The 12,667-nt window shown below is 55.9% G+C and carries 13 protein-coding genes; 7 read left to right on the forward strand and 6 right to left on the reverse strand.

The window, feature by feature from the left end; genetic code table 11:
* Positions 1–35: 35 nt before the first annotated feature.
* Positions 36–989, forward strand: coding sequence for a glycine betaine ABC transporter substrate-binding protein (locus KRAC_RS23080; RefSeq protein WP_007911265.1), 954 nt, complete (start codon positions 36–38; stop codon positions 987–989).
* A 64-nt stretch (positions 990–1,053) separates the two neighbouring features.
* On the opposite strand, the gene KRAC_RS62295 is transcribed toward KRAC_RS23080, so the two are convergent.
* Both KRAC_RS62295 and KRAC_RS23090 read right to left on the reverse strand, forming a co-directional pair.
* Complete coding sequence (locus tag KRAC_RS62295; RefSeq protein ID WP_007911267.1) at positions 1,054–2,673, reverse strand: molybdopterin-dependent oxidoreductase; 1,620 nt, start codon at positions 2,671–2,673, stop codon at positions 1,054–1,056.
* Between the two features lie 134 nt (positions 2,674–2,807).
* Positions 2,808–4,259 (reverse strand): glycosyltransferase family 87 protein, encoded by a 1,452-nt coding sequence (locus tag KRAC_RS23090; protein WP_007911269.1) that lies wholly within the window; start codon positions 4,257–4,259, stop codon positions 2,808–2,810.
* Positions 4,260–4,575: 316 nt separating this feature from the next.
* On the opposite strand from KRAC_RS23090, the gene KRAC_RS23095 reads away from it, so the two are divergent.
* Positions 4,576–5,037, forward strand: coding sequence for a TIGR03668 family PPOX class F420-dependent oxidoreductase (locus KRAC_RS23095; protein WP_007911270.1), 462 nt, complete (start codon positions 4,576–4,578; stop codon positions 5,035–5,037).
* A gap of 54 nt (positions 5,038–5,091) precedes the next feature.
* On the opposite strand, the gene KRAC_RS71560 is transcribed toward KRAC_RS23095, so the two are convergent.
* Positions 5,092–5,241, reverse strand: a complete 150-nt coding sequence (locus tag KRAC_RS71560) for a hypothetical protein (protein WP_007911272.1) — start codon at positions 5,239–5,241, stop codon at positions 5,092–5,094.
* Between the two features lie 111 nt (positions 5,242–5,352).
* Between KRAC_RS71560 and KRAC_RS62300 the strand changes: the two genes are divergently transcribed.
* From KRAC_RS62300 to KRAC_RS23110, 3 genes are all read left to right on the forward strand, one after another.
* Entirely contained in the window at positions 5,353–6,375 is a 1,023-nt protein-coding gene (locus KRAC_RS62300; RefSeq protein WP_007911274.1) for a DUF929 family protein, read from the forward strand.
* Positions 6,376–6,774: 399 nt separating this feature from the next.
* A complete protein-coding gene (locus tag KRAC_RS23105) occupies positions 6,775–7,569 on the forward strand; it encodes an RNA ligase family protein (protein ID WP_007911278.1) in 795 nt (264 codons plus the stop codon).
* Positions 7,570–7,616: 47 nt separating this feature from the next.
* The gene (locus KRAC_RS23110) at positions 7,617–8,777 is read left to right on the forward strand and encodes an AAA family ATPase (RefSeq protein WP_007911280.1); all 1,161 of its coding nucleotides are present in this window, start codon (positions 7,617–7,619) and stop codon (positions 8,775–8,777) included.
* 67 nt (positions 8,778–8,844) lie between these two features.
* Here the strand turns inward: KRAC_RS23110 and KRAC_RS23115 are convergent, their stop codons facing one another.
* Both KRAC_RS23115 and KRAC_RS23120 read right to left on the reverse strand, forming a co-directional pair.
* A complete protein-coding gene (locus KRAC_RS23115; protein ID WP_007911282.1) occupies positions 8,845–9,750 on the reverse strand; it encodes a protein DA1 in 906 nt (301 codons plus the stop codon).
* Between the two features lie 85 nt (positions 9,751–9,835).
* Complete coding sequence (locus KRAC_RS23120; protein ID WP_007911284.1) at positions 9,836–10,717, reverse strand: GNAT family N-acetyltransferase; 882 nt, start codon at positions 10,715–10,717, stop codon at positions 9,836–9,838.
* Between the two features lie 273 nt (positions 10,718–10,990).
* Between KRAC_RS23120 and KRAC_RS23125 the strand changes: the two genes are divergently transcribed.
* Complete coding sequence (locus KRAC_RS23125; RefSeq protein ID WP_007911285.1) at positions 10,991–11,347, forward strand: hypothetical protein; 357 nt, start codon at positions 10,991–10,993, stop codon at positions 11,345–11,347.
* 70 nt (positions 11,348–11,417) lie between these two features.
* Positions 11,418–11,588: a hypothetical protein gene (locus tag KRAC_RS73840; protein WP_007911291.1), complete on the forward strand. Its 171-nt coding sequence runs from the start codon at positions 11,418–11,420 to the stop codon at positions 11,586–11,588.
* 54 nt (positions 11,589–11,642) lie between these two features.
* On the opposite strand, the gene KRAC_RS23130 is transcribed toward KRAC_RS73840, so the two are convergent.
* Positions 11,643–12,605: a DMT family transporter gene (locus KRAC_RS23130; RefSeq protein ID WP_007911293.1), complete on the reverse strand. Its 963-nt coding sequence runs from the start codon at positions 12,603–12,605 to the stop codon at positions 11,643–11,645.
* Positions 12,606–12,667: the final 62 nt, after the last annotated feature.

Genomic DNA, 12,667 nt, shown 5'->3' on the forward strand with positions numbered 1-12,667 from the left:
TCTTTGTGATTTTCCAAACAAGGAGAAGTTTTTTTATGTCCTTACGTTCACTAAAAACCAAATCTGCTGGGGCCTTGATCCTGGTCCTGCTGATGCTGCTCTCAGCCTGTGGCACAAGCGGCAATTCATCCTCCAGCAACACTGGCAGCGGCAGCACCACCAAAGGCAACCTTGTCGTCGGCGGCAAACTGGACGTAGAGTCGCAATTGCTCACCAAGATGTATACGCTCCTGCTGCAAAAAGCTGGCTACAAGGTCACGGAGAAACCCGCCCTGGGCAATAGCAATATCGTATTTCAAGCCATCAGTAGTGGCTCAATCGATATCTATCCTGAGTTCACGGCCACTGGCCTGAACAAGTTGCAGGTGCCCACCACCTATGATCCCCAGAAGGATTACCTGGCGGTAAAGGATGGCTTCGATAAGAACTATAAATTGACCTGGCTGGATGCAGCCCCGCTCAACGATGGCTATGCGCTCTGCACCTCGAAAGAGACCTCACAGAAGCTTGGTATCACCTCTATCTCGGATGTGAAGGCCAAGGCTTCGCAGTTGGCGCTGACCTCACCCAGCGATGGTGTCTCGTTCGTTGACGGTCTACAGAAGGTCTATGGTCTCACTACTAAGAGCTTCAAGAGTACCCAGACCGTCGACTATGCCCTGGGCTTCGATGCTGTGAAAAGCGACAAGGCCCAGATCACCGTCTGCTACGGTACGGACGCGACCGTGCCCCAGGGTGGCTTCGTCTTCTTGAAGGACGATAAGAACGGCTTCCCGGCCTTCAATCCCGCCCCTGTGGTGCGCAACGATATCGCCCAGAAGTATCCTGATATCGCCTCGGTGCTCAATCCCCTGGCGCCCAAACTGACCACCGATGTCAGCATTCAGTTGCAGACTCAGGTGGCGCAGAAGAAAAGCGATGGAGCCTCGGTCTCACGTGCTGTGACCCTGGTCGCCACCGATTTCCTGAAGCAGCAGGGCCTGCTCTAAGCAAACACATTACAAAGAGAGAGGGTGTGTGGGCAGCGTCGCCTCCACATCCTCTCTTTTTGTTTTATTTCACCTCAATAGTGACCTTGTGGTAGCCGGTCGAGCCTTTGGGGACTGTGCCCTGGATCTTCCCCGTTTGCACCTCGCCTAAACCGTTGGTCATCCGGCAGGCCAGCGTGTAGCGGCCCGCCTGCTGCGGCCTCCACTGCCAGGTCCAGAAGACCCAGGCATCTTTGGAGAGCCGCGTGGTGAGCGTGGCATCATTCCATGTCTGTCCATCGTCGGTGCTAACCTCGACACGCTGGACGTCTTTGTCGCCCCCATAGGCGATACCACCAACCTCAACGCTTGCCCCCACGGCAACGCTTCCTCGCGGATAGTCAATGCGACTGGTCATATGGAGCGGACCATTATACCAGCCCTGGTCTGAATAGAGGCCGCCGACAAAATGATTGGTCAGTTCGACGCGCGTGAGCCACTTGGGATTCTCCTCACCGTAGCGCCCGGGAATCAACACACGCATGGGGTAGCCATGCTTCTGCGGAACCTCCGCCCCGTTCATACGCCAGGCGAGCAGGGCATCCGCCTCCAGAACCTCTTTGAGCGGTAGGCTGACAGTATAGCCATCGACGCTATAGAAGGCGACATGCGTGGCCTCGGGCTGCGCGCCTCCATGTTGCTCAAGCAAGGTTTTGAGTGTGACTCCCTGCCAGATGGCGGTTCCCATCAAATGCCCACCTGGACCATTGGCGATACACTCCAGGGTGATCGCGCGCGAGGTCGAGGGCAGGCGCTGCACCTCATCATAGGTATAGGTGCCTCCGCGCTTGACCAGCCCATTCACCTCCAGGCGCCACAGGTTAATATTAGGATTAGGGTCAACAGTGTTCTGCGTGACGATGTAGTGTCCGTCATTAGGTGTAATGGGAACAGTCTTCTCCCCATTGGAGACCGTCTTGATGCCATCATAGGCCGCGTACTCGTTGAGATAGCCCCGTAGCAGGCCCGCCGCACCGCCCGCGCTCACCAGGCCCAGCGCAGCCATGCCCACACGCGAGAGCGCCTGCCTGCGCCTGCGTACACCCTCTTCCTCATTCTCAGCCGCTTGCTTTGGCAGGAGCAGGCGGTAGAGGAGACAGAGCGCGATACCGTACACAGCGAAATCGAGCAGGAACGCCAGGTCAGTCACGAAGGTTGCCCATAGGACAGGTAGACCGTAGTGGTTCTGTCGCACCTCGTCATTGAAGAGCAATACGCCTGTGAGGGTCATAAGCAGGGTCAGCAGCAGCGCGACAACCCACTCTCTACGCCCAGGTCGCGCACCTTGCGCGGGGAGCCGCACCCGGACCAGGAAGGCATACACCAGGCCCAACACTGTACCAATGGCGATCATGGTCAGCAGGGCCAGTCCAAGCGGCGTCGTCTTCGAGTTGGGAGAGAACATGATTAAGAGCCGGATAAAAGTACCAACATCAATATGTTTGAGAACATAATCCCCGAATAGTTCCGGGGGCGTTGGCGTGCCAGCAACGAAGAACAGCACGCCCATGGTAACCACGGCCAGAAGGCTTGCTATCAGACCTGCACATAGTCCCCATAGTGAAGAGAAGAGGATGGCTCCCGCCCTCGATAGAGATTTAGGAGACGCGGAACGTGGACACTCTTGCGTTTGTTTGTTTTGCATATAGGTTCCCTGACTTCTGTTTGAGCATAAGGAAAAGACACACATCTCTCTTCGCTGACACGCTTAATGATACCTGCTTTTGCAACCTAAAAAATTTTTCCCGACCGACGCTGCTAAAGCACGCGTCGTGCCACTCAATGCGACTTCACATCACTGTGAGCCTTGACGCGGCGCTGTCGCCAGGCAAAGCTGGTTGCACAGGCCAGGAGGAGCAGGGGTAGCAAGTAGGCAAGGAGGTAGTAGAGGTTCCAGTCGGGTGTGGTGTGCGTGAAGTAGCCGCCTAGTGTGGCACAGGTAAAGTAGCAAGTGGCCAGCGCTGCCAGTCCGATGCTAAGGGGCCGCCGCTCAGGGCGCCACGCTATAGGAAAGAGCAGGGTGATCCAGGGCAGGAGCGTCGGCACATACCAGGGAAAGATATGCGAGGAGACCGCGAAGACCGCGCCATAGAGCACAAGTACGCTTGCTTCAACGCTGATGCGTTTACGCCAGCGCATCCATAGGACACCTAGCGCCACTCCTCCCATGACTACAAGTTCACCGGCGTAGAAGAGCAATTTAGCCGCGAGGGGATTGGGAATGAAGGCCTGCAACTTCGCCAGGATGAGGTAGACCGGGCCAGCGTTTGGCTGCTGTTCGCTCGCGTAGGTGGAGAAGAAGCCCAGCACCTGGCCATGCCCCAGGATAAGATATGGCACATATGCCAGAAAGATCGTTAACACGCAGGTCAGGAGCATAGCCCAATCACGACGCCGCATTAACACCAGCAGCAGAAGAATGGGATAGATCTTGGTGAGCGTGGCCAGCGCAATTAAGAAGCCAGTCGCCACACGACTCCCACGCCAGTTTCCCTGGGCACAGATCACCGCCAGGACGCAGAACATGACGGTACTGGCATCAACATGACCCTGGAGCGCAAACTCGATGATCGGCAACGGGCACCAGGCATACAGGATGCAGCGGCTCCAATCGCCACCGCGTCGCGCAAGCAAGTAGGCGATTCCACCACAGCTTACCAGGTCCATGAGCACAAAGATGCCTTTGAGGAAAGGCAGATTGCTCGGTGCCAGGAGATAGCTGAGGAGGTAGATACCCTGCGCCATGGGAGGGTAGAGAGAGGGGGCCGTACGAAAGCGGCTGTTCGCAAGGATAAAGTCGCGTATGTGCGCAAAGTGAGGATCAAAAGGGGCATAGACGTAGGGACTATAGCCCAGTAATGTGACCCTGGCATCCCAGAGGTAACGCCAGGAATCGCGCGAAAGGTTGGGGTCCAGCGGCAGAAAGAGCGCACGCATCAGCAGTCCACTCAGCAGGATGACACCCAACTCCAGCCAACGCTGGCGACCTCGCGGCGCTGGCGTGCAGAAGATCAGCACACAGGACAGGCCATAAGGCAGGAAGCTCCCCACATACAGGATCAGAAAGAGACCAAGCGGAGTATCGGCCGCGGGCGTGTTTACACGCATCACCACCTGCCAGGTCAGGGCCACAAGCAAGCATACAAGCAATAAAGGGAAGCGCCAGCGGAAACGTCGGATCTCCTCACTCGCCTGCACTCGTGGGGATTCTGTTATCTGCACTAAGGACATATCTACAAAAGCCTTTCTACCAGAAACAAACTCAACGTCTACCCATGCAGCACTTTTCCATTCTTCGCTGGTCTACGCCTCGGCTCGCTACGCGAGCCTTCGGGTAAGGGGATGTGGGTGGGAAACGCGGCTGAGCCGCGTTTCCCACCCACATCCCCTTACCCTTGAGCGCCGCAGGCGCGAAAGGTCATGCAAACCAGTAAGTAATTTTCTTTTCCCCTTGCCACCCGGGTAGGCTCTGAAACTATAATATCTATGAGTGCCTAGAGTGTCTAGAACACACACTAAAATTCCTTACAAACAAAGTATAAGAAACATGCATCATCAAGCACCACTCACTGAAACAGAGATGACGTTTGTCCGTCACCAGCGTGTCGCTCGTCTGGCCACCTCAGATGCCCAGGGGACGCCACACGCTATACCCGTCTGCTATGCCTTTGATGGACAACGCTTCTACACACCGCTCGACGAAAAGCCGAAGAGCGTCTCGCCAACACGGCTCCAGCGCGTGCGCAATATTCAAGCACGCCCTGAGGTAGCCTTGCTTATTGACCAGTACGAAGATGATTGGAGCCACCTGGGCTATGTACAGGTTCACTGTCACGCCGAATTGATTGATCCAGGGCACGAAGCGCACGCGCACGCGCTTAAGCTCCTGCGCGTGCGCTATGTCCAGTACCGCGCGATGCTCCTGGAGCAGCAACCCGTGATCATGCTCACGCCCACGCGTATTTCGGCCTGGGGACCTGCACTCAACAACCAGAGCAAGGGCGAGTGATCTCCATATCATTCACCATTTCATAACACGCTCTAGACTACCTTTTTTTTCGCCTCAGCCGAGAGGCACAACCCGTCCCTCTCGGCTGAGGCGGAGCAACTCCGCCAGAATAGCGGCACTATTCCAGGCATCATCATTGCCCCGGTGATGCGTCCCCTCTAGTGGCAGGCGCATGTTATGCAAGATGCAATCCTTTCTTCTCATTGTTAGCTATCAGACCTCCCACACATAGGAAACAGGTACCAGAATGGGCCAGACAGAAAGATAATGCTATAATCATCCTGACACACTCACACTCATTGAAAGGCATGCACTATGGCAAAAACCCGGAAGAAAAATGCACAGCCGCTCACCTCTGGTCCTGTACGAAGCGAGACGCAGGCACGCCCTCGTCCCGGCTCCAATCGCGGCAGAAATAGAAATGTTCGGCGTCGCGCAACCCGCCAGCGCAGGTCGCTCTGGTTTCTGATCGGTGGCATTCTTCTCGCGATTCTCGCCGTTATTGGCATCTTTATTTACGTGGGCCAGCAGAATCAAGCCCCGGGTGCCTCTGGCCCGACCGATCCCGAGGTTCTCAAAGCGGTGACCAGTATCGATCCTGCGACGCTGAACACGGTGGGAGATGGCGGAGTGCAGTCCTTCCTCAAGGCCACACAGAATAAGCCACCCATTCTGACAGGCGCCAATGGCAAGCCCAAGATCTTCTACTCTGGCGCCGAGTTCTGCCCCTACTGCGCAGGGGAGCGCTGGGCGCTGGTCGTGGCCCTGAGCCGCTTTGGAACCTTTAGCGCTCTGCCACAAACCACCTCGGCCGCTGAGGATAGCCCACCCAGTCTCTCAACTATCAGCTTCTATGGCAGCAAATATCAAAGCAACTATATCAACCTGGACACAGTCGAGCAGTTTACCAACAAGCGCTCCGGCAACTTTTATGAGCCACTCCAGACGCCCACCGACGAGCAGCAGCAATTGATTAAAACCTATAACGCTCCACCTTACACCGACCAGCAAAGCGCGGGCGGCTTCCCTTTTGTGGATATCGCGAACCAGTACCTCTCGACTGGCCCAAGCTTTAATGTCGAGGTCATCTCCAATCTTTCGCAGAAAGAGATCGCGAATAAGCTTTCAGACTCAAGCTCTGATGTCTCCAAGAGCATTTTGGGTTCCGCCAATATCTTTACTGCGGCCATCTGCAAGGTCACCAATAACCAGCCCGCCTCAGTCTGTAAGGCCGATCCCATTCCCGCGCTCCAACAGGCTCTGCCCAAGGCCCAGGGCAGTGACCAACTGGCAGTCGCTCAGACCCCCGAAGCCATCCTCCCCCGCCGCGAAGATTAAGAGTAGTTGAAGTTGTGATGGTTGCCGGGCCATGGCCCGGCAACCATCACAACTTCAACTACTTCTACCCCACTTCCATAAGGCTCATGAATATGGTACTATTCTTTATTAGCAGAGATATAATTTTTAGTGCCGGGAAGAGAGAAATGCATCAGATACATCAAACAGCCAGGGGAGATCTGCCTCAGCGCGCCCTCACACACACCCACCTGGTTCTCGCCCGGCAGCAGACGACTCCGGCTCCGGCTCCATAATCCCTTTGCCCTTTGCCCTGACCAGCCTCAACCCTTCTGCCTGAGCAATTAAGCAGGCAGTGCTACTAGCAGAGCGCCTGGCGCGTCTCTGCCGGCTTTCTATGCTATTCCCTCCAGGGTTTTCAGACAAGGATGCTATGCCGTCATGAGTACCAATATCCACATCTACAAATATCCACGCACACAGCATATCGAGGGTTCAGGTATACAACGCGGAGATGAGGATCTCGCGCTTGTCCTCCTCCAGGAGTTCGCCGGTCGCTATCTCGTCGTTGAAGAGAAGATGGATGGGGCCAATACCGCGATTAGCTTTGATAGCCAGGGGCAGCTTCTCCTCCAGAGCCGGGGACACTTCCTGAATGGGGGTCCGCGCGAGAAGCAGTTCCACCTCTTCAAGACCTGGGCCAATCGCTATACCTTTGAGCTGTGGGATGTCCTGGGCGAGCGCTATGTGCTCTATGGCGAGTGGCTCTATGCCAAGCACACCGTCTTCTATACCGATTTGCCCCACTACTTTATGGAGTTCGATATCCTCGACAAGCATACTGGGCAGTTTCTGAGCACACAACGCAGGCAGGAACTGCTGCGCCCGCTCCCGTTCGTCGTATCGGTGAAGGTTCTCTACACTGGAGCCATTCAGACGCTCCAGGAATTAACGGCACTGATTGGGCACTCTCACTTTATCAACGAGGAGCACCTGGATATCTTGCAGGCAAACTGCCGTAGTCGGGGACTGGACGTTCAACGCGTTCTGAAGGAGACGGATACCTCGCCCCTGATGGAGGGGCTGTATATCAAAGTGGAGGAGCAAGGCGAGGTCAAAGAGCGCTACAAATATGTGCGCTCCAGCTTTCTCCAGACCATCTCTGACTCGGAGAGCCACTGGCTGGATCGCCCCATCGTTCCCAATCGCCTCCGCCCGGGCGTCGAGCTTTTCTAGCTTTTATAATTTTGACCGTCAGCAAGAGTCAACACGAGGATCATAGTATGTTAGCAAACACCCAACCAGCAGATGCCTGGACCTTTCCCTTCACACCTCCGCCACCAGACTGGAAGCTAGACTGGGATAGCCTGGCAGAGAGCTTCTCCTGGCTTCGCGCGCTTGCGGGTACGCCCCAGGAACCTGAATATCACGGCGAAGGCGATGTCTTTATCCATACGCGCATGGTCGCGGAAGCTATGATCGCGCTCCCATCCTGGCACAACCTTCCCGCCTCTGAGCGCTCGCTACTCTTTGCCTCGGCTCTACTCCACGATGTGGGAAAGCCCGCGATGACACACCTGGCAGCTGATGGGCGCATCTCATCGCGTGGGCACGCCCGGAAGGGCGAGCTGCTTACGCGTCGGATACTCTGCGATGGGCAGGAACTCCCGCCCGTCGCGCTTCAGGCGAGGGAATATATCGCACGCCTCGTGCGCTTCCATGGACTTCCCTTGCGCTTTCTGGATAGCCCCAACCCCCAGCGGAGCGTGATTGAGGCCAGCCAGAGCGTGCGACTCTCTCATCTCACCCTGCTGGCTGAGGCGGATGTGTGTGGTCGCATCTGTGCCGATCAAGACGAGCTACTCACGCGCATTGAGCTCTTCAATGCCTTCTGCCAGGAGCAGGAGTGCTATGACGCGCCGCGCCAGTTCGCGACCTCGCATAGCCGCTTCACCTACTTTCAAAAGGAGCAGAGTGATCCAGCCTATGTCGCCTATGACGAGACGCAATTTGAGGTGGTGCTGATGTCGGGCCTACCTGGCAGCGGAAAGGATACCTGGCTCAAAACCAATGTGCCGGAGCTGCCAGTCGTCTCGCTTGATGAGCTACGCAGGGAGCTACGTATCGCCCCAACCGATGATCAGGGTCGCGTTATCCAGGCTGCGCGTGAGCGTGCCCGGGTCATGCTTCGTCAAAAAATGGCCTTCGCCTGGAACGCGACCAATATCACACGCCAGTTGCGGCAGCAACTTATTGATCTCTTCGTCTCCTATGGTGCGCGCGTGCGGCTCGTCTACCTTGATGCATCCCTCCCACAACTCCTGGAACGCAATCGCGCGCGCCGCGCCTATGTGCCAGAGGCCGTCTTGCAGCGTCTGCTGAACAAGCTAGAGGTCCCCGACCTGACCGAAGCCCAGCAGGTCGAATGGATCGAAAACATGTAAGTATAGTATACAGAAGGCGCCCTATGTGTGTCATGACACACATAGGGCGCCTTCTGTACACTATATATTATTGCCAGCGTTTGCTGTGCTCCAGTTCTTCGATGAAGCGCGCAAAGCCTTTGCGCTCAATCAGGGACTGCATACGGCGGAAGCCCTCGCCGTAGATAGGATCGGGGTTGCGCTCCATATTCTCGGCGCGGAAACGGCTCTCCGCCGTATCCCGGGAGCGTAAATAGCGGTAGGAGAGTACTTCGCAAAAGCCCTCTTCGCGCCACGCTTCTGCCCGAGGGACGCCCTGGACCACTAGCCAGACATGGCCCAGTTCATGCACGACCACACTCTCAAAGACAAGCGCGGGCAGACCCTGCAAGACCGCGACCCCGCTCACCTCAGAGCGCAGGGCCTGCCCCTCCTGGGCGTAGGAGACACTCATGGTCGCGCCCAGCGAGTGCGTCGGCCCATTCTCGTGCAAATAGTGGCGCAGCTTCGCTTTCGTACAGAGTTCTAGACTGAGCGGGAGCTGATGGTAGCGCAGCCCTTGTGCGCCCACCCATTGAATGAGTTGTTTAAAGAGCGGACGGGCCTCTTCGACCGTTTCGATGGCGCTGGCCCGGCAGACGCGACAGCGCACCACCTCGGCACCGCGCTCCTGGTCCTGGGGTGGAATGAGGCGGCCACAAAAGTCACACGCAGGGTATGCTTTCTCATGTTCCTGGCAAAACGCATTGCCCCAGTAATCCACCCGGTACATGCCCAGGAGGGGCTTTCCGCAGTAGACGCAATGCTGCGCGATCTCGCGTGCATAGCAATCCTGGTGATATGGCCGCCCCTGGTGCGGCGTAAAGCGTGCATCCGTAATAGGGCGCTTACAGGCGGCACAGAGGAAGTGTTCAGGATGCCAGGTCGCATCCAGGGCGGTCAGAAAGCGACCTGCAATAGGCTGCCCACAGGCCTTACAAATTGGCTGCCCCATGTTTATCTCACTTCTTTAGCAACTGGCATCGTGTTCATCACATTGTCGCTTCGCTCGGAGTCCATGCCAGCATGGACCCTACAATTTAGCGGCTGACTGGATAGCTATAGTAGTCATAACTGGTGACGACCTGGAAGCCGCAGGACTGGTAGAGCGAGAGCGCCCCCTGGTTCTCCGTCATGACTTCCAACACAATACGCCCAGGATTACGCTTTAGCGTCTCCTGGATGGCATAGGCTAGCAACTGGCGCCCATAGCCCCGGTGCTGGAATTCTGGCAACACCCCAAAGCCAATAATATAGGCTTCCTGCTCACCCAGCGAGACATCCAGTTTCCCAATATAGACATCGCGCAGTTGCGCTAGATAGGATGGGCGCCTGGAATTTACACTCCCATTTCCCTGGCTATACCAGGTTACCTCACTACGCGGCATATCAAAGGCCACCGCCGTAATATGCGCCAGGAGCATGCCATCCTCCGGCTGGGCCTGTCTAAAGGTCAGCCCCTCAATGCTCTTGCCCGGCAGGCGTGGCTCTTGTAGCACCATTTTGTATTCGGCATGATGGAAGCGTGTGTCAAGCGTCCGAATATAGGCCTGGCCTGCTTGCGATTTGTGCTCAACAATACAGAGGATCTGTGGAACACCGCGACGACGCACCTCCTGGGTTGCCGCCTGGAATAATGTGCGAAAAATACCTCTCTGGCGGTATTCCGGATGCACCATCCCACTTATTTCGGCCTCTTGCGAATTAAAGCAGAAGAGCGCCAGGTAGCCCACAAGCCGGCCCTGTTCATAGTAGAGAAAGTCGTTTGTCTCGCCTGCAGGGCGCTCGCGTAGCACATTCCAATTTAGCTTCATCTCCAGTTGCCCATACTGCTCACACTGTGCCGCGAGCTGCTCGATCTCCTGTAACTCCTCTGTTCCCAATCCCTGCTTCCGCAACAACCCCTGTTTACCGTCTGCCATGCGCAATAAATACCTTTCGTTTCCTGATGATGAGGACGATGAGTGAAATCTTGTTTTCAAGCATACCATTAATCACACTCATCGCGCCAACACGTCCCCTATTCTTGCCAGTTTGGACCCTACCCCTTTTTCCTCTGAGCGCCGCTGGTGCGAAGGACTATCTCAGCCAATTGAAACCAAGAACGCACGTTACTCCGTAATATAGCTAAGCATTGATATTGAGGCATTTTCAATGATTTACATCGCGTCGTTATGCATACAAGGAGGTCACTTATGTTAGCATCCCTGTTTGTGCTGGCGGATGGTATTACGATCCGCCTTGGGGACAACGTCTGGAGCTTTGGCTGGAATATCATTCTCTACCTGGTTATCGCCGCCATTGTCGGTCTCGTTGCTGAATATATTGTTGGCTGGCGCCTTCCTTTAGGGATTGTGGGCGCCATTATCGCCGCTCTTGTTGGCATCTGGCTGATGACACAAGTAATTGTCATCACTGGCATCGGCGATTTCGTGTTGTTTGGTGTACCCCTTTTCCGGGCGCTACTGGGCGCCATCATTCTGGTCGCCCTCTGGCACCTTCTGACCTATGGTCTGACCCGCCGGCGTCGCTATCGCCGCGCCGAGGTGTAGTAAACGGTAAGCGCCCTCGTTTAATAGCCCTGGCCCACACAGGGGCCTTACGCTACGAGGAGGTGGCACAATGCCTCAGAAGAGACCTTTGAAGGGTGTTGGCGCAAAAGAACAGCGCCAGTATGAACACATTAAAGAATCTGCCGAGAAGAGTGGCCGCTACGGCGACCGCGCCGAAGAGGTAGCCGCTCGTACCGTGATGAAACACCACAAGGAGTCGCATCACAAGAAGGGGCAGTAACGAGAAGGAGGGGTGCAGTCTGCACCCCTCCTTCTCGTTACTGCTATAAGCAGCTTAATCGCCCCCTGCATACTCATCCACCAGGAGGGCAAGTTCTTCCTTCCTGGAGAAGAGCGACTTGCCAAACTTGCGTATATCCAGGCCTTTGATCTGTGAAACCAGGACGCCACCCATTGTTAAGGCTGTGCCCAACCATTGGGCTGGTGTAAGCATCTCGCCGAGGAGTGCAGCAGCCATAAGCACACCCAGAATTGAAGGGAGATAGCCATAGATGGAGAGGCGTACCACGCCCACGCGCGCAAGACCATAGTTCCAGCACATATTGGTCACCGCCGTCGCCCCAATCGCCGTGAAGAGCAGCGCGGGAATAACCACCGGGGGCAACACACTTATATGTGCATTTTGTACGTTCATCCCTCCTGGAATAATGAAGAATACACCGCCCACGAAGAGCGTCCAGGTCGTGACCCGCAAGGATGAATAACGCGTCAGCGAGCGCCGCGTCAGCAGGGGCATCAATCCACTCAAGAGACCCGCCACAAAGTACAGGCCCAGGCCAATCCAGCTCGCAGGAGTAATCGCGCCCAGGCTTCCCTTCCCTAATACGACCAGCACCATCCCGCCGCAGGCCGCGAGCAGGCCCCCAATCATCAGGCCTGTCATACGCTCACGCGCAACCAGCGAGGCTACAAGCGTCATAATCGCGCTGGTAAAGGCACTTAGTAGCGCCCCCATCGAGGCCTCAGCGAAGTACGATCCATAGAGAAAACAAATCTGCTGCGCCCCAAAGCCCAGCATACCCGCGACCACCAGCGCGCCAAAATCTCTCCAGGCAACCTTCACATTCCCTTCCATCCACTTCAACATCGCCATCATGACAAGTGTAGAGAGAAAAAAGCGCAGAAAACCCACTAGCAGAGGAGGTAGATACATCACAAGAATTTTTACAGTACAGAAATTTAGTCCCCAGAGGACACTGGCCAGAAGAATGGCGAGATCAGCACGTTGTAGTTTCACCGCAATAAGACTTTCTTTGAGACGACGCGAGACTCCGACATTTTTTATTTTCTATTTTTCCC

Origin of the sequence: Ktedonobacter racemifer DSM 44963 (assembly GCF_000178855.1) — a bacterium.
GTDB lineage: Bacteria > Chloroflexota > Ktedonobacteria > Ktedonobacterales > Ktedonobacteraceae > Ktedonobacter > Ktedonobacter racemifer.

Excerpts from the sequence above, each read along its gene's own strand:
- KRAC_RS23080 (WP_007911265.1), top strand. The coding sequence starts at position 36 with ATGTCCTTACGTTCACTAAAAACCAAATCTGCTGGGGCCTTGATCCTG.
- KRAC_RS62295 (WP_007911267.1), bottom strand. The coding sequence starts at position 2,673 with ATGCAAAACAAACAAACGCAAGAGTGTCCACGTTCCGCGTCTCCTAAA.
- KRAC_RS23090 (WP_007911269.1), bottom strand. The coding sequence starts at position 4,259 with ATGTCCTTAGTGCAGATAACAGAATCCCCACGAGTGCAGGCGAGTGAG.
- KRAC_RS23095 (WP_007911270.1), top strand. The coding sequence starts at position 4,576 with ATGCATCATCAAGCACCACTCACTGAAACAGAGATGACGTTTGTCCGT.
- KRAC_RS71560 (WP_007911272.1), bottom strand. The coding sequence starts at position 5,241 with ATGAGAAGAAAGGATTGCATCTTGCATAACATGCGCCTGCCACTAGAG.
- KRAC_RS62300 (WP_007911274.1), top strand. The coding sequence starts at position 5,353 with ATGGCAAAAACCCGGAAGAAAAATGCACAGCCGCTCACCTCTGGTCCT.
- KRAC_RS23105 (WP_007911278.1), top strand. The coding sequence starts at position 6,775 with ATGAGTACCAATATCCACATCTACAAATATCCACGCACACAGCATATC.
- KRAC_RS23110 (WP_007911280.1), top strand. The coding sequence starts at position 7,617 with ATGTTAGCAAACACCCAACCAGCAGATGCCTGGACCTTTCCCTTCACA.
- KRAC_RS23115 (WP_007911282.1), bottom strand. The coding sequence starts at position 9,750 with ATGGGGCAGCCAATTTGTAAGGCCTGTGGGCAGCCTATTGCAGGTCGC.
- KRAC_RS23120 (WP_007911284.1), bottom strand. The coding sequence starts at position 10,717 with ATGGCAGACGGTAAACAGGGGTTGTTGCGGAAGCAGGGATTGGGAACA.
- KRAC_RS23125 (WP_007911285.1), top strand. The coding sequence starts at position 10,991 with ATGTTAGCATCCCTGTTTGTGCTGGCGGATGGTATTACGATCCGCCTT.
- KRAC_RS73840 (WP_007911291.1), top strand. The coding sequence starts at position 11,418 with ATGCCTCAGAAGAGACCTTTGAAGGGTGTTGGCGCAAAAGAACAGCGC.